General features: G+C 71.2%; 20 protein-coding genes and 2 pseudogenes. 9 read left to right on the plus strand and 13 right to left on the minus strand.

Annotation, left to right across the window (positions count from 1 at the left end):
- Positions 1-55 precede the first annotated feature (55 nt).
- A complete protein-coding gene (locus ACFU97_RS42595) occupies positions 56-388 on the minus strand; it encodes a hypothetical protein (protein ID WP_384267739.1) in 333 nt (110 codons plus the stop codon).
- Positions 389-652: 264 nt separating this feature from the next.
- Positions 653-874: pseudogene (locus ACFU97_RS42600) on the minus strand (iron chelate uptake ABC transporter family permease subunit); the annotation flags it as partial.
- A gap of 43 nt (positions 875-917) precedes the next feature.
- On the opposite strand from ACFU97_RS42600, the pseudogene ACFU97_RS42605 reads away from it, so the two are divergent.
- The 3 genes and pseudogenes from ACFU97_RS42605 to ACFU97_RS42615 all read left to right on the plus strand — a co-directional run.
- A pseudogene (locus ACFU97_RS42605) lies at positions 918-1,253 on the plus strand (siderophore-interacting protein); the annotation flags it as partial.
- A 65-nt stretch (positions 1,254-1,318) separates the two neighbouring features.
- The gene (locus ACFU97_RS42610; protein ID WP_384267742.1) at positions 1,319-1,852 is read left to right on the plus strand and encodes a GNAT family N-acetyltransferase; all 534 of its coding nucleotides are present in this window, start codon (positions 1,319-1,321) and stop codon (positions 1,850-1,852) included.
- A 140-nt stretch (positions 1,853-1,992) separates the two neighbouring features.
- Positions 1,993-2,532, plus strand: coding sequence for a GNAT family N-acetyltransferase (locus tag ACFU97_RS42615; protein ID WP_384267744.1), 540 nt, complete (start codon positions 1,993-1,995; stop codon positions 2,530-2,532).
- Positions 2,533-2,569: 37 nt separating this feature from the next.
- Here ACFU97_RS42615 and ACFU97_RS42620 read toward each other — a convergent pair whose 3' ends face one another.
- Positions 2,570-3,001: a VOC family protein gene (locus tag ACFU97_RS42620; RefSeq protein WP_384267746.1), complete on the minus strand. Its 432-nt coding sequence runs from the start codon at positions 2,999-3,001 to the stop codon at positions 2,570-2,572.
- Between the two features lie 132 nt (positions 3,002-3,133).
- Between ACFU97_RS42620 and ACFU97_RS42625 the strand changes: the two genes are divergently transcribed.
- Both ACFU97_RS42625 and ACFU97_RS42630 read left to right on the plus strand, forming a co-directional pair.
- Complete coding sequence (locus ACFU97_RS42625) at positions 3,134-4,678, plus strand: FMN-binding glutamate synthase family protein (protein ID WP_384267749.1); 1,545 nt, start codon at positions 3,134-3,136, stop codon at positions 4,676-4,678.
- A gap of 104 nt (positions 4,679-4,782) precedes the next feature.
- Complete coding sequence (locus ACFU97_RS42630) at positions 4,783-5,835, plus strand: protein kinase family protein (RefSeq protein WP_384267751.1); 1,053 nt, start codon at positions 4,783-4,785, stop codon at positions 5,833-5,835.
- On the opposite strand, the gene ACFU97_RS42635 is transcribed toward ACFU97_RS42630, so the two are convergent.
- The 7 genes from ACFU97_RS42635 to ACFU97_RS42665 all read right to left on the minus strand — a co-directional run bounded on the left by ACFU97_RS42635 (position 5,808) and on the right by ACFU97_RS42665 (position 13,386).
- Positions 5,808-6,881: an ABC transporter ATP-binding protein gene (locus ACFU97_RS42635; protein WP_384267754.1), complete on the minus strand. Its 1,074-nt coding sequence runs from the start codon at positions 6,879-6,881 to the stop codon at positions 5,808-5,810. The two genes, ACFU97_RS42630 and ACFU97_RS42635, sit on opposite strands and share 28 nt — an antisense overlap.
- A complete protein-coding gene (locus ACFU97_RS42640; protein WP_384267756.1) occupies positions 6,878-7,987 on the minus strand; it encodes an ABC transporter ATP-binding protein in 1,110 nt (369 codons plus the stop codon). Before ACFU97_RS42640 ends, ACFU97_RS42635 begins: the two co-directional genes overlap by 4 nt.
- On the minus strand, positions 7,984-8,901 hold the full coding sequence (locus ACFU97_RS42645) for an ABC transporter permease (protein WP_384267757.1): 918 nt from the start codon (positions 8,899-8,901) through the stop codon (positions 7,984-7,986). The genes ACFU97_RS42640 and ACFU97_RS42645 overlap by 4 nt, the downstream gene beginning before the upstream one ends.
- Entirely contained in the window at positions 8,894-9,880 is a 987-nt protein-coding gene (locus ACFU97_RS42650; protein ID WP_384267760.1) for an ABC transporter permease, read from the minus strand. The genes ACFU97_RS42645 and ACFU97_RS42650 overlap by 8 nt, the downstream gene beginning before the upstream one ends.
- A gap of 83 nt (positions 9,881-9,963) precedes the next feature.
- Positions 9,964-11,781, minus strand: coding sequence for an ABC transporter family substrate-binding protein (locus ACFU97_RS42655; RefSeq protein WP_384267762.1), 1,818 nt, complete (start codon positions 11,779-11,781; stop codon positions 9,964-9,966).
- A gap of 209 nt (positions 11,782-11,990) precedes the next feature.
- On the minus strand, positions 11,991-13,031 hold the full coding sequence (locus ACFU97_RS42660; protein ID WP_384267764.1) for an NUDIX domain-containing protein: 1,041 nt from the start codon (positions 13,029-13,031) through the stop codon (positions 11,991-11,993).
- A 151-nt stretch (positions 13,032-13,182) separates the two neighbouring features.
- The gene (locus tag ACFU97_RS42665; protein WP_384267767.1) at positions 13,183-13,386 is read right to left on the minus strand and encodes a hypothetical protein; all 204 of its coding nucleotides are present in this window, start codon (positions 13,384-13,386) and stop codon (positions 13,183-13,185) included.
- Positions 13,387-13,590: 204 nt separating this feature from the next.
- Here ACFU97_RS42665 and ACFU97_RS42670 point away from each other — a divergent pair, with 204 nt between their 5' ends.
- Positions 13,591-15,612, plus strand: a complete 2,022-nt coding sequence (locus ACFU97_RS42670; RefSeq protein ID WP_384267769.1) for an NPCBM/NEW2 domain-containing protein — start codon at positions 13,591-13,593, stop codon at positions 15,610-15,612.
- A gap of 69 nt (positions 15,613-15,681) precedes the next feature.
- On the opposite strand, the gene ACFU97_RS42675 is transcribed toward ACFU97_RS42670, so the two are convergent.
- Positions 15,682-16,629, minus strand: coding sequence for an ROK family protein (locus tag ACFU97_RS42675; protein ID WP_384267772.1), 948 nt, complete (start codon positions 16,627-16,629; stop codon positions 15,682-15,684).
- A gap of 236 nt (positions 16,630-16,865) precedes the next feature.
- On the opposite strand from ACFU97_RS42675, the gene ACFU97_RS42680 reads away from it, so the two are divergent.
- Together ACFU97_RS42680 and ACFU97_RS42685 are read left to right on the plus strand one after the other, a co-directional pair.
- The gene (locus ACFU97_RS42680; protein WP_384267775.1) at positions 16,866-17,915 is read left to right on the plus strand and encodes a LacI family DNA-binding transcriptional regulator; all 1,050 of its coding nucleotides are present in this window, start codon (positions 16,866-16,868) and stop codon (positions 17,913-17,915) included.
- 7 nt (positions 17,916-17,922) lie between these two features.
- Positions 17,923-18,726, plus strand: a complete 804-nt coding sequence (locus tag ACFU97_RS42685; protein WP_384267777.1) for a hypothetical protein — start codon at positions 17,923-17,925, stop codon at positions 18,724-18,726.
- Here ACFU97_RS42685 and ACFU97_RS42690 read toward each other — a convergent pair.
- A complete protein-coding gene (locus ACFU97_RS42690; protein WP_384267780.1) occupies positions 18,672-20,636 on the minus strand; it encodes a protein kinase in 1,965 nt (654 codons plus the stop codon). The genes ACFU97_RS42685 and ACFU97_RS42690 overlap by 55 nt on opposite strands.
- A 95-nt stretch (positions 20,637-20,731) precedes the next feature.
- Positions 20,732-22,036, minus strand: a complete 1,305-nt coding sequence (locus ACFU97_RS42695; protein WP_384267782.1) for a DUF6986 family protein — start codon at positions 22,034-22,036, stop codon at positions 20,732-20,734.
- A 211-nt stretch (positions 22,037-22,247) separates the two neighbouring features.
- On the opposite strand from ACFU97_RS42695, the gene ACFU97_RS42700 reads away from it, so the two are divergent.
- Positions 22,248-23,195 carry an endonuclease/exonuclease/phosphatase family protein gene (locus ACFU97_RS42700; RefSeq protein ID WP_384267784.1) on the plus strand — a complete coding sequence of 316 codons (948 nt, stop codon included), beginning with the start codon at positions 22,248-22,250 and terminating at the stop codon, positions 23,193-23,195.
- Positions 23,196-23,333 lie beyond the last annotated feature (138 nt).

Below are 23,333 nucleotides of genomic sequence, written 5' to 3' on the forward strand. Positions count from 1 at the left end.
GGGCGCGGGGTTTGTGGTGCCTTGGCCGGGACCAGGGCCCCACGAGACCTGGAGATCACACCTCGCGCTCCACGGGCGGCCTCCCCGCACGCCTCTCAAGTTCCCGCTCCTTGGCGGCCAGTGCCCTCCCGAGCATCTTCGCCCGGTAGGGGTTCGCCGTGCTGAGGGCCTTCGCCACCTCCACGGCCTCGTCCAGCAGGGCCAGCCGTCGTTCAGGCAGGTCCCGCAGCAGGTCCGATCCGCTCTCCGCCACCAGGACGTACGCCAGCTTCGATCCGTACACCTCCGGCTCGACCTCGGTCAGCAGACGGTAGATCCACAGGCCCTCGACGCCTCGCACCACCCGCCGGTTGGCGCTGAGCAGCCTGACCCTCGCCGGCACAACCATGTCCCGATCCATCGATCCCCTTCGTCCCGTCCCTCCCCGGCCGGTGCATGTCACGCGGCGAGACAGCACGGCGAACGCACCGGCAGCCGATGACGGATGCCGGCACGTCGGCCGGAGAGTGGATGACGACGAGTGTGCGGGCGGAGCACCACCCGCAACAAGGCTTGAAGCGCGTGCGCTACGTCCTACCGAAAACGTCCCCGACCAGGCATGATGGACCTGACACTCACTCAAGCTCCCTGCCACGTCGGCGCTGTGACCGGATCAGCCGGTGCGACGTTCCCGGATCAGCAGGTAGCGGAAGTACGGCGTCCCGATCACGGCGGTGACCACGCCCGCGCCGAGCTGGGCCGGGGCGATCACGGCGCGGCCGAGGAGGTGGTCGGCCGTGCAGACCAGGACCGCGCCCAGCAGGAGTGCCACCGGGACGACGCGCGCGGCGCGGCGGCCGACCAGGGCACGGGCCGCGTGCGGGGCCGCGCGCCCGGCGGCGAGATCGAGGGCGGGGCGGCGATCCGGGCCTGCCGCGCCCGCCACCACGGGCATCCTGCGCTCGCTCCCCCGCCGCTGTGTCGGCCGGGTCATCCAGGAGGTGCCCACCGCCGCCGACCGGCGTGACCTGGACGCCCCTGACGGGGTCGCCGTCACCTGGGTCGTCCGCGACGGCGGCACGGCGGTGGCCGGCACCGCCGCGCTCGCCGAACTGCTGCGGCTCACCTCCGTCGACGCCGCCGGGTACGCATTCGTCGTCGGAGAGTCCACGCTGGCCGCGGAGGGGCGCAGGCATCTGCACCGACCGGGGCTGTCCAAGGAACGCATCACGTTCTCGGGCTTCTGGCGCCACGAGGCCTCGCAGGCCGCCTGAGGCCGGCGCGCCCGTCCGGGGATCCTGATGGATGCCAGGTCGCCCGCCTGCGGCAATATGGGCGCATGACCGAGATCCGCACCCCCCGTCTCCTCCTCCGCGACTGGCACGACGACGACCTCGTGCCGATGGCGGACATCAACGCGGACCCGCGCGTCATGCGCTGGATCGACGACGGCTCGGTGCGCGGCCTGGACGACACCGCCGAGGACATCGAACGGTGGGAGGAGGAGTGGGACCAGGAGGGCTTCGGGCTCTTCGCGGTCGAACTGCTGGCCTCGGGCGAGTTGATCGGCTTCACGGGACTGTCGGTGCCCGAGTTCCTGCCCGAGGTGATGCCGGCGGTGGCGATCAGCTGGCGGCTCGGCCCGCAGTTCTGGGGCCAGGGATACGCCTCCGAAGCCGCCCACGCCACATTGGAGTTCGCGCTCCAGGACCGCGGCCTGGACCGCGTCATCAGCATCAACCGGGTCGGGGACAACGCCTCCGAGAACGTCGTCCGCAAACTCGGCATGGCGCTCGAACGGGAGACGGTCCACCCGGTCCACGGCCACCCGCTGCACGTCCACGCCATCGATCTCACCGAGTTCGAGGCGTGAACAGGGCGCGGCGCGGCTCCTCCTGAGTCCGCGGGTGCGGGCGCGGGCACGGGGCGCGTCAGAAACCGGGTGTCAGGCTTCGGGCATCAGGCATCGGGGCGGCTGATCCTTCCGGTGCGGCCGTCCGTTAGCCTGCGCGTATGGAAGACCTGGGACACGTGGCCTGGCCGACCGAGCCGATCAGGACCGAGCGGCTGGTGCTCCGCGAGCCCGAGGCGCGGGACCGGGCGGTGTTCGTCGAGCTGCTCGCCTCGCCCGAGGTGCACACCTACCTCGGCGGTCCCCGGCCCCGTGCCGAGCTGGAGCGCGAGACGCCCGAGGTGCCCGAGCGGTGGCCCGGGAGTCTCGTCGTCGAACTCGACGGGGAGATGATCGGCCACGTCCTGCTCAGGAGGGCGACCGGCCACCGTCGCCCGGCCGCCGCGGGGAAGGTCGATCTCGGCTACCTGTTCCTGCCGCGGGCCTGGGGATTCGGGTACGCGGCGGAGGCTTGCGCGGCGGCGCTCGGCCGGCTCGGCGCCGTCCTTCCCGGCGAGCCGGTGGTGCTCACCACCCAGAGCGCCAACACGGCCTCGATGCGCCTGGCGGCCAGGCTGGGCTTCACGGAGGTGGAGCGGTTCGAGGCGTGGGGCGCCGAGCAGTGGCTCGGCATGCGGGCCCCTCTCATCCCGTCCGGCTGAGCCGGGGACGGGATCACCGGGGCCCGCGCACCGGCGCTCAGTCCAGGCAGAACTCGTTGCCCTCGATGTCCTGCATCGAGATGCAGGACTCGTTCTCCTCGTCGGCGAGCAGTACGCGTACCTTCACCGCGCCGAGCGCCTCCAGCCGTGCGCACTCCGCCTCGAGCGCGGCCAGGCGCTCCTCCCCCACGAGCCCGGTGCCGACCCGTACGTCGAGGTGCACCCGGTTCTTGACGACCTTGCCCTCGGGGACGCGCTGGAAGTACAGGCGCGGGCCCTCACCCATGGGATCACTGCAGGCGAACCACGCACCGCGCTCCTCGGCCGGCAGCGAGTCGTTGTAGGCGTCCCACGAGGCGAACCCCTCCGGCGGGGACGGTGCGACGTACCCCAGCACCTCGCACCAGAAGCGGGCCACGCGCTCGGGATCCGCGCAATCGAAGGTGACTTGGAACTTCTTGATCGACATCGGCGCACCATAGCAGGGGCACTTCACCGCCCGTCCATCCGTGACGGGCGTCCCAACCGTCGCCCCCGCCGTATCGCCGAACCCGGCGGCCCCTACTATCGATTCGCATTTCTTCGACGGAGAGGAACGTTCATGCGCGCCCGGAACATCGGCGCGGCCACCGCAGCAGCACTGGCGCTGGTGGCCGGCCGCGATCTCGTCCAGAAGAAGCACGCGCTGCTCCGGAACTTCCCGGTCATCGGGCACGCCCGGTATCTGCTGGAGACGATCGGGCCGGAGCTGCGGCAGTACATCGTGACCTCCAACGAGGAGGAGCGGCCGTTCAGCCGTGACCAGCGCACCTGGATCTACGCGTCGGCCAAGGGCGAGAACAACTACTTCGGGTTCGGCACCGACGTCGACGTCGAGCACACGCAGGGGCACGCCTACCTCAAGCAGCGCACCTTCGCCGACGCCCTGCCCGACGTGCACGACCCGCAGGCCCCGCTGCCGTCGGCCAAGGTGCTGGGCGGACCGCGCGGTCGCGCCAAGGCGTTCCGGCCTGCGAGCGTGGTGAACATCTCGGCGATGAGCTTCGGCTCCCTGTCGGGCGCGGCGATCACGGCGCTCAACAAGGGGGCGGCGCTGGCGGGCGCGATGCAGAACACGGGCGAGGGCGGCCTCTCGCCGTACCACCGCAACGGCGGTGATCTCGTGCTGCAGATCGGCACGTCGTACTTCGGCTGCCGCAACGAGGACGGCAGCTTCAACCTCGACAAGCTCAAGGACGTGGTCGCCGGCGCCCCGGTCAGGGCGATAGAGATCAAGCTCTCCCAGGGTGCCAAGCCCGGGCTCGGCGGCATGCTGCCGGGCGCGAAGGTCACCCCCGAGATCGCCGAGATCCGCGGCATCCCCGTCGGCAAGGACTGCGCCTCCCCGTCCCGGCACACCGCGTTCACCGACGTCGACTCGATGCTCGACTTCGTCGAACTGCTCGGCACCGAGACCGGCCTGCCGGTCGGGATCAAGAGCGCGGTGGGCGAGATGGACTTCTGGCAGGAGCTGGCCCGGCTGATGGCGCGCGGTGACCGCGGCGTCGACTTCGTGACGGTCGACGGCGGCGAGGGCGGCACCGGAGCGGCGCCCCTGATCTTCACCGACTCGATGTCGCTGCCGTTCCGGATGGGCTTCTCCCGCGTCTACAGCACCTTCGCCGAACTGGGGCTGACCGACGATGTGACCTTCATCGGCTCCGGCAAGCTCGGCCTGCCCGAGAACGCCGCGGTCGCCTTCGCCCTGGGGGCCGACATGATCAACGTGGCCCGCGAGGCCATGCTCTCGATCGGCTGCATCCAGTCGCAGAAGTGCCACACCGACAAGTGCCCCACCGGCATCGCCACCCAGAACCAGTGGCTGGCCCGCGGCCTCGACCCGGCCTCCAAGGCCACCCGCGCCGCCGTCTACCTGCGCACCGTGCGCAAGGAGCTGACGAAGGTCTCGGCCGCTCTCGGCGTCGCCCACCCCTCACTGATCACGGCCACCGACATCGAGATCCTCAACGGCGACTACGAGGCCCGCACCCTGGCCGGCGTCTACGGCTACAAGGACGGCTGGGGCGAGCTCGGCCCGCACCTCGCCGAGGGGATCACCGCGCTGCTGGCCACCGAGCCGGCCTCCGCGCAGGAGCCGGTGGCCTGACGCGCGGGCGGCGGCACGCACGGTGACCCGCCGATCGTCCACGTGAGAACGGCACTTGGCCGATCGGCAGACAGGCACCCGCCGTCACCCTGACCATGGAGGTCATGTCCTCCGCCGCGCGCCGCGCCGCCCACACCGACCTCGCCACCACCCTGGGTCTGCTCAGCGACCACGAGCTGGCGGGTCTCCTGGCGACGGGGACGCCCGCCGGCGCCGGGATCGGGGGGCGATCGGTGCTGGTCGACGTGGACGGGCACCGGGTCTTCGTGAAACGGGTGCCGCTCACGGACATCGAGCGCCTACCCGGGAACACCGGCTCCACGGCGAACGTGTTCGAGCTGCCGTCCTTCTGCCACTACGGCATCGGGGGCCCGGGCTTCGGCGCCTGGCGCGAGCTGGCCGCGCACACGATGACGACCAACTGGGTGCTGGCCGACCGCTTCCCGGGCTTCCCGCTGATGCACCACTGGCGGATCTTGCCGGACACCGTGCAGCCGCTCCCGGACGAACTGGCCGACGTGGACGAGGTGGTGGCGTACTGGGGCGGCTCCTGCCAGGTGCGCGAGCGCCTCGAGGCCCTGCGCACGGCCTCGGCGAGCCTCACCCTCTTCCTTGAGTACTTTCCGCACACCCTGCACGACTGGCTCGACACCGAGCTGCGCACCGGCGACCCGGACCGTGCCTGCGCCCGGGTCGAGGAGTGGCTCGCGACGCTGACCTCCTTCCTCCGCGACCGTGAACTCCTGCACTGCGACGCCCACTTCCAGAACGTGCTCACCGACGGCGAGGAGTTCTGCCTCGCCGACTACGGCCTCGCGCTCAGCCCCCGCTTCCGGCTCACCCGGCAGGAGCGCGCCTTCTTCGACCGGCACCGGGACTACGACCTCGTCTACACGCGGGCGCACCTGGTGAACTACCTCGCCACCGCCCTGTACGGCTACGACCGCAAGGAGCGTGAGGCCTTCGTACGGGCCTGCGCGATCGGCGCGCACGCGGACGGCGCCCCGAAGACCGCCGCGGCGATCATCGCCCGGGACGCTCCCCTGACCGCCGTCCTGAACCGCTTCCTCGGCCGGCTGCGGCAGGAGAGCAGGCAGACCGCCTACCCGTACGAGGAGCTGCGGCTGGCCTACAACAGCTCGACGCTCTCCGCGTAGTGGCAGGCGACGGGGTTGCCGCCGCCCCGGTCGATCAGCTCGGGCACGTCCTCGACGCAGGCGGTGCGCTGGCTCTCCGTGAGCTGATGGGCGAACTTGGGGCAGCGGGTGCGGAAGCGGCAGCCGCTGGGCGGGCGGACCGGGCTGGGCACGTCGCCCTGCACGAGGACGCGTGTGCGGGCGCGTTCCTTGCGCGGGTCCGGCAGCGGGATGGCGGAGACGAGGGCCTGGGTGTAGGGGTGCGCGGGGGCCGTGAACAGGCGGCGGGCGGGGGCGATCTCGACCAGCCGGCCCAGATACATGACCGCCACCCGGCCGGCGACATGGCGCATCACCGACAGGTCGTGGGCGACGAACAGGAACGACAGGCCCAGCTCGCTCTGCAGGTCCATCAGCAGGTTGAGGACGCCCGCCTGGATCGACACGTCGAGCGCCGAGACCGGCTCGTCCAGCACGATCACCTTGGGACGCAGGGCCAGCGCGCGGGCGATGCCGATGCGCTGGCGCTGGCCGCCGGAGAACTCGTGGGCGTAGCGGTTGCCGTGCTCGGGGTTGAGGCCGACCAGGCGCAGCAGCTCCCGTACCTCCTCCGGGCCGCCGGTGTCGTAGCGGCCGTGGATGCGCAGGGGTTCGGCGACGATCTCGTGGACGGACATGCGCGGGTCGAGGGAGGCGTACGGGTCCTGGAAGACGATCTGGAGCTCGCGGCGCAGCGGCCGCATCCGGCGCCGGGTCAGCGCGGTGAGCTCGTGGCCGCCGTAGCGGACCTGGCCCGAGGTCGCGCTCTCCAGGCCGAGGATGGTGCGTGCGGTGGTCGTCTTGCCGGAGCCGGACTCGCCGACCAGGCCGAGGGTCTCGTGCTGGAACAGGTCGAAGGAGACCCCGCACACCGCGTGGACGTCGCCGATGCGGCGTCGGACGACGCCGCGGGACATCACCGGGAAGTGCTTGACGAGGTCGCGCACCTGGAGGACGGGTTCGCCGGTGCCGCCGTGCCCGGGCAGCGGGGGCAGCGGCGCGGCGGCGGACTGGGCGGGAGCGCTCATACGGAGTCCTCCTCGGCGTCTGTCCTCGTGGCGACGGTGTCGGCGAAGCGGGCCAGGGCCTCGGAGTCGGCGCCGGCCACCTCGAAGACCTCCGCGGCGCCGGTGTCGACGAGTTCGTCGGCGAAGTGGCAGGCGCTGAGGTGCAGTTCGTGCCCGGCCTTGCGCAACTCCGGTTCCCTGCTGTCGCACTGGTCGCGGCGCATGGGGCAGCGCGGGGCGAACGGGCAGCCGGGCGGCAGGTTCAGCAGGGACGGCGGGGAGCCGCTGATCGGGGTGAGGCGTGCCTCCTCGCGGTCCATCCGGGGCAGTGAGCCGAGCAGGCCGAGGGTGTAGGGCATGCGCGGGGTGTAGAAGATGTCCTCGACCGAGCCGGTCTCCACGATCCGGCCCGCGTACATCACGGAGACCCGGTCGCAGTGGCCGGCGACCACGCCGAGGTCGTGGGTGATGAGCACGAGGGCGGCGCCGGTCTCGGCACGGGCGGTCTCCAGGGCGTCGAGGATCTGCGCCTGCACGGTGACGTCGAGGGCGGTGGTCGGCTCGTCGGCGATGATCACGTCAGGGTCGTTGGCCATGGCGATGGCGATGACGACGCGCTGGCGCATGCCGCCGGAGAGTTCGTGCGGGTAGTTGTCGACGCGCCGTTCCGGGCTGGGGATGCCGACCGTGCCGAGGAGTTCGACGGCGCGCTCGTGGGCGCCGCGGGACTTCAGGGCGGGGTCGTGGCGTTGCAGTGTCTCCGCGATCTGGAAGCCCACGGAGTAGACGGGGTTGAGGGAGGTCATCGGGTCCTGGAAGATCATCGCGATGCCGCTGCCGCGCAGGTCGGACAGGCGCGCGTCGGACAGGCCGAGCAGCTCCGTGCCCTCGAAGCGGACCGAGCCGCGCACCCGGGCCGTGGTCGGCAGCAGGCCCATGACGGCGAGCGCGGTGACCGACTTGCCGGAGCCGGACTCGCCGACGATGCCGAGCGAGTCGCCGCGGTCGAGGCGGTAGCCGACGCCGCGCACGGCCCGTACGAGACCGTCCTCGGTGGGGAACTCGACGCCGAGGTCCTCCACTTCGAGGACCGCGCCGGACTCCTCGCCCTTGCCGATGATCGTCACTGTCGCACCCTTTGCTGCCGGGGATCGAAGGCGTCGCGCAGCCCGTCGCCGACGAAGTTGATGGTCAGGGCGATGGCGATGATGAAGGCGCCGGGGATGTAGAAGAGCCAGGGCCGGGTGTCGACCGCCGTCTGCGCCTGGGAGACCAGCAACCCCAGTGAGGTGTCGGGCGGTTGGACGCCGAAGCCGACGAAGGACAGCGCCGTCTCGGTGAGGATGCCGGTGGCCACGAGCACGGTCGCGTTGACGATGATCGGGCCGAGCGAGTTGGGCAGCAGATGCCGGAAGATGATCCGCGCGTCCGAGGCGCCCAGGGCCCGCGCCGCCTCCACGAACTCCTTCTCGCGCAGCGACAGGACCGTGGAACGCACCACGCGGGACACGTACGCCCAGGTCAGTCCGGCGATGACGGCGGCGATCCAGTACCAGGAGCCGTTGCTGCGCGAGGAGATGACCAGGGCGATCGCGAACAGCGGCAGGGTGAGCACCAGATCGGCGATGCGCATCATGAGCGAGTCGACCGCCCCCCGGTAGAAGCCCGCGACCGCGCCCCAGACGGCGCCGACGACGGTGGACCCGAGGGCGATCAGGATGGCGATCTTCAGCGAGGTCTGGGTACCGCGCATGACCTGGGCGTAGGCGTCGTAGCCGGAGGCGTTGGTGCCGAACGGATGCTTCCAGGACGGGGGTTGGGAGTTGTCCGGGGTGTACTTCTGGTACGAGTAGTGCCACAGGTGCGGGCCGATGAACGCCCACAGCAGGATCAGCACGAACACGATCAGGCTGACCATCGCGGCCCTGTGGCGCAGGAAGCGGCGCAGCACCAGCTGCGTCTGGCTGCGCTGCTTGACCGTGAACTCGTGTTCCGTTCCGCCGAGTTGGGTGCCGGATCCGGGAGCCTCGGTGTCAGTCATAGCGGATCCTCGGGTCGAGTACGGCGTAGAGGAGATCGGCGGCGAGGTTGAACCCGATGACGACGACGGCGGAGAGCAGCAGCCACGCCATGGTCCGGTAGACGTCGACGGTCGAGGCCGACTCGACGAGCATCTCCCCCATGCCGTGCCACTGGAAGATCGTCTCCGTGATGACCGCGCCGCCCATGATGATCGCGATGTCGAGCGCGGTGACCGTGGTCAGCGGGATGAGCGCGGTGCGCAGCGCGTGCCGCACCATCACCGTGCGGCGGCGCAGCCCCTTGGCGCGGGCCAGACGGACGTAGTCGCTGTTGAGGACCTCCAGCATCGAGGCGCGCGTGTAGCGGGTCCAGGAGGCGAAGGAGACCAGGGCCAGGGTGATGGTGGGCAGGACCAGGTGGCCGACGTGGTCGGTGAACTGGTTCCAGGTGGTGTCGACCTCGAGGTACGGCGACTTCTCGCCGATGGTGCCGAGGAACTGGCTGCCGGTCTGCTCGTTGAACCAGATTCCGGCCTGCTTGAGCAGCACCGCGAACCAGAACACCGGCATGGCGAGGAAGAGGAAGCCGAAGAAGGTGATGGTGTAGTCGGCGGCGGAGTACTGGCGGATCGCGCTGAACACACCGAAGATCACGGCCATGATGAGAGCGATGATCATCGCGGCGGCGACCAGGGTGATGGTCACCCTGAACCGCGTGAACAGGTCGTGCCCGATGTCGAGGTTGGGCTGCACGGACGGGCCCCAGTCGCCGTGCAGGACTCCGGTGATCCAGTTCCAGTAGCGCTGTGCGGCCGGCTGGTCGGCGTGGATGTGCTTGGCGAACGCGGCGACGGCCGCCTTGCTCGGCGGCGGCTGCCGCGAGGTCGCGAAGTTGGCGACCGGGTTGCCTGCGTTGACCACGACCAGGAACACGATGAACGTCGAGGCGATCAGGACGGGGATCGAGACGAGGATGCGGCGCACGGTGTAGGCGAGCATGCGGTCTTCTCTCGCGGGCCGGTGGGCTGACGTGCCGGTCGTGTCCGGTCCCGGGGTCACCGGGACCGGACATGGGGGGTGGGTTACTTCTTCAGGCCCCACTCGGCGGTGTTGTAGGGCGGACCCACGTTGGTGGAGTTGTTCCGCATGTTCACGAACCGCGTCTGGACGGCGAGGAACGTCGGCTTCTGGTACAGCGGCAGGACATAGGCGGCGTTGACCATGATCTTGTCCGCCTGGTTCAGCAGGGAAGCCGCCTTCGACGGGTCCGTCTGCCCGATGGCCTCGCCGATCAGGGCGTCGACCTTCTTGTCGCTGTAGCCGCCGTAGTTGCCTCCGCCACCGGTGGACCAGTTCTGCTGGGCGCCGGAGGTCGGGAAGGGCGCCGCCACCCAGGCGAAGACGATGATGTCGTACTGGTGCCCGGCCAGCACCGTGCCGAGGTCGGCGGCGCCGATCGGCTTGATGGTGACCTTGATGCCCAGGTTCCCGAGGTCGCTCTGCAGGATCTGGCACTCGCTCTGCCGGATCTGGTTGCCGGTGGTGTAGCGGCAGTTGAAGGGGCCGACGGCCTTGCCGTCCGGCGTCTTCAGGGCGGTGCCCACCCCGGTGAACTTGGCGTCCGTCAGGTACTTCTTCGCCTTGGCGAGGTCACCGGAGCCCTGTCCGGTGGCGGTGACCAGGTCCTGGTAACCGGCCTGCCCGGGCACGAAGTTGTGGTTGCCGAGCTGCTTCACGTTGGGGTCGAACTGGCCGACAGTCTTGGACACGATGTCCTTGATGCTGATCGCCGTGAACATCGCCTGGCGCAGGGCGGTGTACTTGCCTAGCACCGGGTTGTGCAGGTTGAGGTCGAAGTGCTCCCACTGCAGTCCGTTGCCGATGTTGTAGGTGACGTTCGGGATGGACTTGACCTGGTTGACCAGGTCCACCTCGGGCTGCGGATAGATGCCCTGGACCTCGTTGTTGCGCAGGGCGGTCGGCTCCTGGGTGGCGTCCGAGATCACCTTGAAGATCAGCCGCTGCAGGGTCGGCTTGGTCGTGCCCCACCACTTGGGGTCGGGCTCGTACGTGCCGTGGTCGTTGTCCACCCACTGCGTCATCTTGTAGGCGCCCGCCGTCGCGTACTTGGTGGGCGGGTTCTTCTGGAAGTACTGCCAGCCCTGGGTCATCTGGGCGGCCGTCATGTGTGCGGCGTCGCCGGCCTTGGCACCGGAGATCTTCTCGGCGATGTGCGCCGGATACAGCGGGTACCCGCCGCCGAACAGCGACTTCCAGTCGGAGTACGGCTTGGCCATCACCATGGTGACGGTCTTGCCGCCGTCGGACGCGGTCAGGGACTTGACGCGGTCGTAGCCGGCCGTGCTCTGCGGCAGGCAGCCCTTGGTCTGGCTGGCGTCGCTGGCGGGCGGCGGCGGGCAGTCCTTGCCGTTGTTGGTGCGCCAGTAGTAGATGAAGTCGTCGGCGCTGATCGGCGTTCCGTCGTTCCACGCCGCCTTCGGGTTGATCTTGTAGACGATGGTCTGCGGGCTGCTGCTGGTCTGCGTCGCCGACGTCATCAGGTCCTTGTTGAGGGAGACGGTGAAGTCGGGCAGCGGGACGAAGACCTGGGGCAGGACGACTTCGAGCGCCTCGGCGTTCTCGAAGGTGTTGCCGTTGGTGTCCTGCACGTTCCACTGCTGGATGTTCTTCTCCAGCACATAGGTGAACGTTCCACCGGACTTGGTGGCCGCGGAGTTGCAGGTGTTGGCCTTGCCCTGGGTGTTGCAGGACGAGAGGCCGGCCGAGTTGCTCTTGCTCGAACCACCGCCGCCGCTGTTGCTGCTGCACGCGGCGAGTGCGAGAACGAGCCCGGCGGCAAGTGTGAGTCCCCTTGTGAGGGCCGATTTCTGCGCGCGCATGTCCCTCCTTCGGCCCGCGGTGACTCCGCGGCCTTGTGGTGGCGGCCGAGCGGCCGCGAGAGGTCTGAGCTGCGCACTGACGCTAGAACTCGCGTGTACCTTCTTCATGTTCCTGTTCATACCGGGATGGCGACAATTCGCCCACATTTTCCCCCTGGGATCTTTTCGGTCCGGCAAAGTCCCCTGATGGCGGGTCAGGACGGGTGAAGTCAGCCCGTCGGCACGCCTGCCTCGAGGTACAGCGCCGCTCCGCGCTCGCGCGCCCGCAGGGCCCAGCGCAGCCGCTCGTAGCGCACCGGCGGCAGCAGATCGGCCGCCTCCTCCTCGGTGGCGAACCGCCAGTCGCGCAGTTCGGGGCCTGGCAGCAGGAGGCGGGCGGCCTCGTCGGCGCCGAGCCGGCCGCCGTCGAAGAGGAGCCGCAGACCGCCGAAGGCGGGCGGCGCCGGCGCCTCCCAGTCGACGACCAGGAGCCGCGGCACGTCGTCGAGGTGGATGCCGGTCTCCTCGGCGACCTCGCGCATGCCGGCGCGGGCGGGGGCCTCGCCGGGTTCGACGACGCCGCCGGGGAACTCCCAGCCGGCCTTGTAGGTGGGGTCGACGAGCAGGACGCGGTCCTGTTCGTCGAAGAGGAGGACGCCGGAGGCGAGGGTCTCGGCGGTGGGCTCGGGCGTCTGGACGATGTCGCACGGGGCGGCCTCACCGCTGCCGACGGCCTCCGCGATGCGCAGCGCGGCCTGGTGTGCCGTCAGCGCGCTGGTGTCGACGAGGTGGGCGTCGGCGGTCAGCCAGCTGCCGAGGGCTGCGCGGTAGGGCTCGATGTGGTCGTAGGACCACCGCCGTACCCGCATCTCCCCGTCCGGGAGGTCCGGAGGTACCTCCCGGCCCGCTATTCGCTCGAGCAGGATCGTTTCCGCCGGGGCGAGGAGCACGTGCCGGACCGGGATACGGCGGGCCGCGAGGCCCCCGAAGATCTCGTCGCGGTACTCCTGACGCAGCAGGGTCATGGGGATCACGAGGGTCCCGCCGAGCTCGGCCAGCATCGCGGCCGCGGTGTCGATCACGAGCCGGCGCCAGATCGGCAGATCCTGGAAGTCGCCGACCTCGGCGAGGTGCTTGGGCGGCAGCAGGTGCGCCAGCGCCGCGCCGATGACCTCGGGGTCGAAGAGCGTGCTGTTCGGGATCAGTTCGATCAGTTCCCGTGCGGTGGTGGTCTTCCCCGCACCGAACGCGCCGTTGATCCAGACGATCACGGACTCCCCCTCTTCTGTTGGCCCCCTGTGGCTTGCCCGTTCCACCCTGCCACGGAAACCAGGCCCAGTTGAGGGCGCACACAAGGGGGCGCCGGTGCCCGCAGGGTGCGGGTGCACCGGCGCCCTGGGCTCCGGAGTGCGGCCGTCCGCTCTAGTCGAGTGCCTGGTCGGCGCCGGGGAGGGCACCGTCGCCCACCGTGTGGGTCACGGTGCCGAGCGTGTCGTCGACCCCGAGGTCGCTCTGGGCCTGGTGATCGCCCAGGACCTGGTGGTCCCCGCCGTGCGAGGGGGTGATCGCCGCCACGACGAACCCGGTGGCGAGGGAGGCGATGGCCATCATGCTGCGCTTCTTCATGCCCGGTTCAACTGCCGGAACCGTCCGGGGGTCACGCCCGCTCGACGTACGCGGCCGCGGACCGGCCCGAGCCCGGACCCAACACGATCGAACAACCGCTACCGCTCCCCTTCCAACAGACTCAGACACGTCCTACCGTAAACGCGCAGTGATGACACGGACATGACGTCATCCCACCTTTCGCGTGCTCGGAGGAACGTAACGATGCGTCACCCTCACACCCGCACACCCCGTCGAAGAGTCGTCGGAGCGCTGTCCGCAGGGCTGCTGTGCGTGGCGGGACTCGCCGCGCCCGCCGTGGCGGTGCCCGACTCGGAACCCGCCGCACCGGCCCTGGCCGACGGTCTCGCGCTCACCCCTCCCATGGGCTTCAACAACTGGAACTCCACGCACTGCCGCGCCGAGTTCAACGAGTCCATGGTCAAGGGCATCGCGGACCTCTTCGTGGAGAAGGGCCTCAAGGACGCCGGGTACCAGTACGTCAACCTCGACGACTGCTGGGCCCTGCCGAACCGGGACGCGGACGGCAAGCTCGTACCGGACCCGGTCCGCTTCCCCGACGGGATCAAGGCGGTCGCCGACTACGTGCACTCCAAGGGCCTCAAGCTCGGCATCTACACCAGCGCCGGCACCAAGACGTGCAACAGCGCCGGGTTCCCGGGCGCCCTCGGGCATGAGTACAGCGACGCCCAGCAGTTCGCGGACTGGGGTGTCGACTACCTCAAGTACGACAACTGCAACAACCAGGGCGTGGACGCCAGACAGCGTTACACGACCATGCGCGACGCCCTGAAGGCGACGGGCCGGCCGATCGTCTACAGCATCTGCGAATGGGGCGAGAACAAGCCCTGGGAATGGGCCGCCGACGTGGGCCACTCGTGGCGTACGACGGGTGACATCAGCGACAGCTGGGGCTCCATGCTGAGCATCCTCAAGCAGAACCTGCCGCTCGCCCCGTACGCCGGTCCCGGCCACTGGAACGACCCGGACATGCTGGAGGTCGGCAACGGCGGGATGACCGACACCGAGTACCGCTCGCACTTCTCGATGTGGTCGGTCATGGCCGCCCCCCTGCTCATCGGCTCCGACCTGCGCACGGCCTCCCAGGCGACCTTCGACATCCTGGACAACAAGGAGGTCATCGCCGTCGACCAGGACCCGCTGGGCAAGCAGGGCACGGTCGTCTCGTCCGGGGGCGGACGCTGGGTCGTCGCCAAGGAGATGAAGGACGGCAGCCGCGCGGTGGCCCTGTTCAACGAGTCCGGCAGCGCCCAGCGGATCGCCACGACCGCCAAGGCCGTCGGCCTGCCGCAGGCCCCCGCCTACACGCTGCGCGACCTGTGGCAGCACAAGAGCTACAACACCGCGGGCACGGTCTCGGCTACCGTCCCGGCGCACGGAACGGTCCTGGTGCGCGTCACCGCCGACCGCGGCTGGGCCACGCATCCTCCCGCCGTCGAACTCGGCATGGACGGCAGCCCGTTGACGGTGGCCGGCACCGCGATGCCGCTGACCTCCACCGTCACCGATCTCGGCCGTACGCCCGCCGAGCACGTCGCGGTGCGGATGACCGGACCCGAGGGGTGGACGGTCAAGGCCATGTCGCCGACCACGTCCGCCGCCGTGCCGACGGGCCGCTCGCTGCGCACCAGGTGGTCGGTCACCGCACCGGCAGGGACGCCGACGGGCTCGTACGACCTGACGCTCAGCGCGACCTACCGCTCACCGGCCGGGACCCGCGCCGCCGCCACGGTGCCGCTGACCGCGTCCGTCGTCGTACCACCGCCCTCGGGCACCTCCGGGCTCGGCGACCTGCCCTGGATGTCGGCCACCAACGGCTACGGGCCGGTCGAGCGCAACACCAGCAACGGGGAGAGCGCCGCGGGCGACGGCCATCCCCTCACCATCGGCGGCGTGGTCTACGGCAAGGGGCTCGGCGTGCACGCGGAGAGCGCCGTCGAGTACTACACCGGCAAGAAGTGCGAGAAGGTCACCGCCGACGTCGGCGTCGACGACGAGAAGGGCGCGAACGGGACCGTCGCCTTCGAGATCTGGGCCGACGGCACCAAGGTCGCCTCCACCGGCGTCCTGACCAACGCGATGCCGGCCCAGCCGGTCACCGCGGACGTAACCGGCGCCCAGGTGGTCCGGCTGGTCGTCACCGACGGCGGCGACGGCATCGACTCCGACCACGCGGACTGGGCCGACGCGCAGCTGACCTGCTGAGGCCGTACGGGGCCCGGCAGCAGGGGTGAACGTTCCTGCGCCGGGCCGGCCATACCGCGTGGGTCTTCCTCAGACCGCGGCCGCGTCCGTCCGCCGGGCGAGCGCGGCCGCGGCCGCACCGACCAGTCCCGCGTCCGTGCCCATCTGGGCCGGCGTGATCTCCAGGCGCTGCACGAAGGACAGCGTCGCGTACTGGCCGAGGGCCTTGCGCAGCGGCGTGAACAGGACGTCGCCGGCCTTGCCCACGCCCCCGCCGATCACCGCGATGTCGATCTCGACCAGCGTGGCGGTGGCCGCGATGCCGGCGGCCAGCGCCTGGGCGGCACGCTCGAAGGACGCGACGGCGACCGGATCCCCGGCCCGGGCCGCCTCGGCCACCGCGGCGGCCGAGGTGTCTCCGTCGGGGCCGGGACGCCAGCCGTCCTCCAGCGCGCGGCGGGCGATGTTGGGGCCGCTCGCGATGCGCTCCACGCACCCGCGCGAACCGCACGGGCACAGATCGCCGTCCAGGTCGACACTGATGTGGCCGATGTGGCCCGCGTTGCCGGTGGGGCCGGGGTGCAGCTGGCCGTTGAGGACCAGACCGCCGCCGACTCCCGTGGAGACCACCATGCACAGCGCGTTGTCGTGACCGCGGGCGGCGCCCTGCCAGTGCTCGGCCGCCGTGATGGCCACGCCGTCACCGATCAGCTCGACGGGCAGCCCTCCGGCCGCGGCCTGCACCCTGCGCACGAGCGGGTAGTCGCGCCAGCCGGGCACGTTCACCGGGCTCACCGTGCCCGCGGAGGCGTCCACCGGGCCGGCGCTGCCGATACCGAGGGCCGTGGCGCGTCCCCAGAGGGGCGAGGCGGTGAGTTCGCCGAGGACCTCCTCCACTGCGCCCATCACGGTCTCGCCGTCCTGCTGCGCGGGCGTGGCACGCTGCGCACGCACCAGGATCTGGCCGTGGTCGTCCACCAGTGCCCCGGCGATCTTGGTGCCGCCGATGTCGAGCGCGGCCACGAGGTCGGTGTGCATCAGTGTCGGATCTCCCCGTCAAACCATCGGTTCTCCGGACATCCAGGGGAAGTTCCCCCTTCAATCAAGGAGAATGCTGAGCCGGTCTCGCAGTGGGGACGGAGGCCGGAGATTGCGATGGACAGTCTCTCGTGCATATGACAACGTTGTCCAGGCCCTATGCTCGACGCCACATCCTCATACAAACTCATGGTCGACGCATCCCCCGTGGACGAGACAGGACAGGACAGCGCATCGTGCCCGAGACCGCACGCCGAACAACACCCCTCTCAGGAACGCGTTACGGCAATCGTCCGACCATGAAGGACGTGGCGGCGCGCGCCGGAGTCGGCCTCAAGACCGTCTCCCGCGTGGTCAACGGCGAGCCCGGTGTCACGCCGGAGACCGAGCGCCGCGTCCAGGAGGCCATCGACGCGCTGGGCTTCCGCCGCAACGACAGCGCGCGCGTCCTGCGCAAGGGCCGCACCGCCAGCATCGGCCTGGTCCTGGAGGACCTCGCCGACCCGTTCTACGGCCCGCTCAGCCGCGCCGTCGAGGAAGTGGCCCGCGCGCACGGCGCCCTGCTGATCAACGGCTCCAGCGCGGAGGACCCGGACCGCGAGCAGGAGCTGGCCCTGGCGCTGTGCGCACGGCGCGTGGACGGGCTGGTGATCATCCCGGCCGGCGGCGACCATCGGTATCTGGAGCCCGAGATCAGGGCGGGCGTCGCCACGGTGTTCGTGGACCGTCCGGCCGGGAAGATCGACGCCGACGTGGTCCTGTCCGACAACTACGGCGGGGCCCGCGACGGCGTGGCCCACCTCATCGCCCACGGCCACCGCCGGATCGGCTTCGTCGGTGACATGCCCCGCATCCACACGGCCGCCGAGCGGCTGCGCGGCTACCGGGCGGCCATGGAGGACGCGGGCATCACGGTCGCGGACTCCTGGATGTCCCTGGGCGTCACGGACCCGCAGCGGGTGCGCCGGGCGACCGAGGAGATGCTGGCCGGGCCCGACCCCGTCACCGCGATCTTCGCGGGCAACAACCGTGTGACGGTCACCGTGGTCCGCGTCCTCGCCGAGCAGAAGCGCCCGGTCGCGCTGGTCGGCTTCGACGACATCGAACTCGCCGACCTGCTGCAGCCGGGCGTCACCGTCGTCGCCCAGGACGCGGCGGCCCTCGGCCGCACCGCCGCCGACCGCCTCTTCCGCCAGCTCGACGGCTCCCAGCTGCAGCCCGAGCGCATCGAGCTGCCGACCCGGCTGATCACCCGCGGTTCGGGCGAGCTGCCGCCGGCGAACTGAGCGGACCGTGCACGGGCACGCGGACCGCACCCTGGAGGCGCTGGGGCTGGACGAGGCCCCGGCCACGGATCCGCTGCGCTACCCGGGGGCCTGGCCCGAGGAGTCCGGGCTCCTCGACGGCGACCTGCTGCTGCCCCTGGACCGCCTGACCCACGAGGACCGCGTCCCGGTCCTCGCGGTGGGCTCCAACGCCTGCCCGGGCCAGCTGCGCCACAAGATGCGGCAGACCGGGATCACCTCGCCCGTCCCGATGGTGCGCACCCGGGTCACCGGCCTCGCCGTCGGGGTCTCCGCGCACGTCAGCCGCATGGGCTACGTCTCCGCGTCACCGGTCCAAGCACCCGGCGCCGTACGGGAGTTGTTCGTGACCTGGCTCGACGCCGAGCAGCTCGCGGTGATCGACGCGAGCGAGGGCGTACCGCTGCCGTACGGCAACTACCGGCGGGCCTGGCTGCCGGCGCCGGAGGTACGGATCGAGCTGCCGGACGGCACGCGGTTGCCCGGCGTGTACAGCTACGTCAACCGGCGCGGGGTCCTGCACGACGGCGCCGGTGTCCCACGCGGTCACCCCGGCCAGCGGGAGCTGATCACCGAACTGCTCACGGCCGTACCGCGGTTGCGGCAGCTGTTCGGCGTCACGCCCGAGGAGTTCTGCGCGCGGGCGCGCGCCGATGCGCGGCTGTGCGAGCTGGGCACCCGGGTGCTCGCCGAGGAGAAGCTGGTCACGACGTCCGGTCTGGAGCGGTTCGTGCGCGATCAGCAGACGGGCAGTCCCGGGACGGGCTCGTCGTTGTCGCCGCCCTTGAGGTAGACGTCGCTGACGTAGACGTTCCTGTTGCCGCTGTCGTCGTCCGTCTTCGCCCACCACACGTTGGTCCACTGGCCGTAGGTCTCGCGGCGGCCCAGGTTCTGCTGGCAGAAGAAGTAGTTGGTGCCCGCGTTGAGCACGCCGGCCTCGGCGCCGGAGGCGGTGTAGGACTTGGCGGTGCGCCAGACGGTGCAGTTGTACTTGCCTCCGCCGATGGAGGTGCAGGCGGGGGCCGGGGTGGTGGAGCCGCCTCCGCCGGTGGTGCCGCCGGTGCCGGAACCGCCGCCGCTGCCGCCCGAACTGCCCCCGGACGTACCGCCCGAGGAGCCGCCCGAGGAGGAACCGCCCGTCGTGCCACCGCCGGAGGACTTGGCCGGGGCGGACGAAGAGGCCCGGCCGGTGGGCTCGGGCCGGCCCTCGGCGCCGGTCGCCTCGGACCCGGTCGGGGTCTTGCCGCCCTTGTGCTTCGTGGGTGTGGGGCCGCCGGAGTGGTCGCCGTCCGTGTGCCCGGTCGTCGCGCCGGAGGCCGCGGCGCTCGTGGCGGACCCGGCCGCCTTGGCGTCGTTGCCCGTCTTGCCCGAGCCGTTGAGCACGGCGACCGTGGTCCCGGCCGCGGCGAGGACGGCGACGACGGCCGCGGCGGCAAGCAGGACGCGGCCCTTGCGGCGGGGCGGGGGCGAGGTGGGCACGGGGCCGGTGGGCGCCGACGCGGAGTACGGGCCCATCGGCCCGGGCGGCCCGAAGCCGGCGGGCGCCGACGGCGCGGTGCAGGCGCCTGCGTCCTCGCCATGTGCCGGGTGCCCGGCGGGAGTTGCGGGCTGCTCGGGTGCTCCGAACACCGGGAACACGGGAGCGGCGGGGCGCTCCCCCGAGCCGGAGGCGGGTGTGCCGGTCCCCTGCGCCAGCTCGGGGCTCGTGTGAGCGGCCGGCTCCGCGGGACCGAATCCCGGAGGCTGCGCGGGAAGGCTGCGCTCCGTATCGGGCCTCGGGTCGGCACCGGCAGCCGCACCCGGCCGCAGCGTCGTCGTCGGGGTGTCCGTGCCGCCCATGTCCGCGACCGCCTGCAGCAGTTCGCGGGCCTGCTCGGCCTCCGGGCGGGTATCGGGCCGCTTGTCCAGAAGCCGCTGGAGCACCGGTCCGAGGGCGCCCGCGCGGTGGGGTTCGGGCAGTGGCTCGGTCACGATCGCGGCAAGCGTCGAGTACGTCGACGTACGGCGGAAGGGCGAGGAACCCTCGACCGCCGCGTACAGCGTGGCGCCCAGGGCCCAGACGTCGGAGGACGGTCCGGGGTCGGCGCCCTGGGCCCGCTCGGGGGCCAAGTAGTCCAGGGAGCCGACGATTTCACCGCTGCGGGTCAGATGGGTGGCCGAGCCGTCGCCCGGGTCGTCCATGGTGGCGATGCCGAAGTCGGTCAGCACGACGCGGCCCGAGCGCTCCAGCAGGATGTTGCCGGGCTTGACGTCGCGGTGCAGAACGCCCGCGCGGTGGGCGGCCGCCAGCGCGTCCATCACCTTGGCGCCGATCCCGGCCGCCTCGCGCACGTCGAGGGTGCCGCGCTCGCGCAGCACGTCGTCCAGGGAGGGCCCGTCGACCAGCTCCATGACGATCAGCGGGCGCCCGTCGACCTCCGCCACGTCGTGGACCGCGACGACTCCGGGATGGCGCACCCGGGCCGCCGCGCGGGCCTCGCGCTGCATCCGCAGCCGCAGATCGGCCAGTTCGGGCCCGTCCGCGTCGGTGTACGTGCGCAGTTCCTTGACCGCGACCTCACGGCCCAGGACCTCGTCGACGGCTCTCCACACGACGCCCATGCCGCCGCGCCCGAGCTGGGCCACGACCCGATAGCGCCCCGCCAGCAGCCGACCGGTCCCGTCGCCCTGGCCCTTTCCGTTGGAGGTCTCCCCCGAAGACACCGCCGCCCCGTTCCTCTCACACGTCCATGCGTGCCCTCCACACTACGGGGCGGAGGTGACAACGCCAGCCGTCGGTGACGGCTGTGACAGGCCCGCTACTTGGCGGAGGCCGTCAGGTCACCGCGCCGGGGCGAGGCGAAGCCCTCCAGGTCCGCCCGGGTCAGCCCGGTCAGGCGGGCGACCTCGGCGATGTCGAGGGCGCCGCAGTCCAGGCCGCGCAGCAGGTAGCCGCTGAGCGCCTTGGCGGTGGCGGGCTCGTCCATGACGTCGCCGCCGGTCCGGTTGGCGTACCGGGCGAGCCGGGCGGCGGCCTGCTCGAACCCCTCGCGGTAGAAGGCGAAGACGGCCGCGTAGCGGGTGGGGATGTGGCCGGGGTGCATGTCCCAGCCCTGGTAGTAGGCGCGCGCGAGGGCGCGGCGGGTGAGGCCGTAGTGCAGGCGCCAGGCGTCGTGCACCTTCGCCGTCGGGCCCACGGGCAGCACGTTGGTCGAGCCGTCCGACACCCGGACCCCCGTGCCGGCCGCGGCGACCTGCATGACCGCCTTGGCGTGGTCGGCGGCCGGGTGGTCGCTGGCCTGGTAGGCGGCGGAGACGCCGAGGCAGGCGCTGTAGTCGAAGGTGCCGTAGTGCAGTCCGGTGGCGCGGCCCTCGGCGGCCTGGATCATGCGGGCGACGGTGGCGGTGCCGTCGGTGGCGAGGATGGCCTGGCTGGTCTCGATCTGGATCTCGAAGCCGATCCGGCCGGGCTCGAGGCCGCGCGCCTTCTCGAACTCCTCCAGGAGCCGCACCATCGCGGTGACCTGCTCGGGATATGTCACCTTGGGCAGGGTCAGCACCAGCCCGCCGGGCAGGCCGCCGGCCTCCATCAGGCCGGTGAGGAAGATGTCCAGGGTGCGGATGCCCCGGTCGCGCACCGGAGCCTCCATGCACTTCATGCGGATGCCCATGCAGGGGGCCGCGGTGCCCTTCTCGTACGCCTCCGCGATCAGCCGGGCCGCCCGGGCGGCCGACTCGTCCTCCTCGGCGTCGGGGCGGGGTCCGTAGCCGTCCTCGAAGTCGACGCGCAGGTCCTCGACGGGCTCGCGCTCCAGTTTGGCGCGCACGCGCGCGTACACCGGCTCGGCGAGGTCGTCGGTCAGGCCGAGGACGGCGGCGAAGGAGGCGGCGTCCGGGGCGTGCTCGTCGAGGGCCGCGAGGGCCTGGTCGCCCCAGGAGCGGATGGTGTCGGCGGCGAAGGCGTCGCCGGGTACGTACACGGTGTGGACGGGCTGGCGGGTGCCGGGGTCGCCGGGGTAGCGGCGCTCCAACTCGGCGTCGACCGGGGCGAGGGAGGCGCTGATCTCCTCGCTGACGGCGCCCGCGAGGCTCGTCGCCACCTTCTCCTGCTGGCCCTGACCCATCCCACACCCTCCAAGTTTTCCGCAGTACGGAATCAACAATCCGTAGAATGAAGTTATCCGGGCACCTTCGGGATGGTCAACACCATGTCCACGGCGAGCGGCGCCCTGATCTCGGCATGTTCAGCCTCGTCGGGTCACTGGGTATGACACATCCCTACGCACGACTCTCCTCTCCCACGACTCGTCCGGCCGCCGCCACCAAGGAGTCTGTGTGCCGAACCATCACCGAGTCACCCGCCGGCTGGGTATGAAGGCAGTGCTGGCCGCGGCGGTCACCGTGCCCCTGTCCAGTGCGGCCGCGATCTCCGCCTCGTCCGCGTCGTCGGTGTCGGGCTCGCCGGCGCCGTTCGCCTCCGCCTCGGCGCGGGCTCCCCAGGCACCCCCGCTCGAGGTCATGACCTTCAACCTGCGCTTCGCCAGTACCAGGGAGCCGAACAGCTGGCGCGACCGCAGACCGGTGATGCGCGCGTTGCTGCACCGTGCTCACCCGCATGTCATCGGCACGCAGGAGGGCCTGTACCAGCAACTGCGGGACATCGACTCCGACCTCGGACCGGACTACCAATGGATCGGCACCGGCCGCGAGGGCGGCAGCCGCGACGAGTCCACGGCCGTCTACTACGACACCCGGCGCCTGGTCCCGGTCGAGCACTACACCTTCTGGCTCTCCGACACCCCGGAGGTCATCCGCTCCAACACCTGGGGCGCCGCCTTCCCGCGCATCGTCACCTGGGTCCGCTTCCGCGATCTCGCCGACGGCGGGCGGCAGTTCTACGTCCTGAACACACACTTCGACCACGCCAGCCAGTACGCGCGCGAACGCAGCGCACAGCTGCTCACCGAGCGGATCGGAGAGCTCGACCGCTCGCTGCCCGTGGTGGTGACGGGCGACTTCAACGTGCCCGCGCACCGCAACCCGGTCTACGACACGCTGGTGGGCTCGGGGCTCGTCGACAGCTGGGACGCGGCGGAGCGGCGCAGCACCGCCTACGGCACGTTCCACGGCTACAAGGGCCTCACGCCGGACGGCGACCGCATCGACTGGATCCTCACCAATCCGTGGGCGACGGTGCACCGGGCCACGATCGACACCTTCTCCCAGCACGGCCAGTTCCCCAGCGACCATCTGCCGGTGCAGGCATCGATCAGCCTGGCCTGAGCGCGGCCGGACGCGGGGGGGGGGAGACAGCAAGAGGTGTGTTTCCCGTGGAGGGTGCCTGCCATGCCGGCGGAGGAAACCGGTCAGTGTTGTGTTTCTCTTTCTAGCCAGGGGAGGGGACCAAAAAGCGACGCACAA

This window comes from Streptomyces sp. NPDC057616 (assembly GCF_042800575.1).
Lineage (GTDB): Bacteria > Actinomycetota > Actinomycetes > Streptomycetales > Streptomycetaceae > Streptomyces.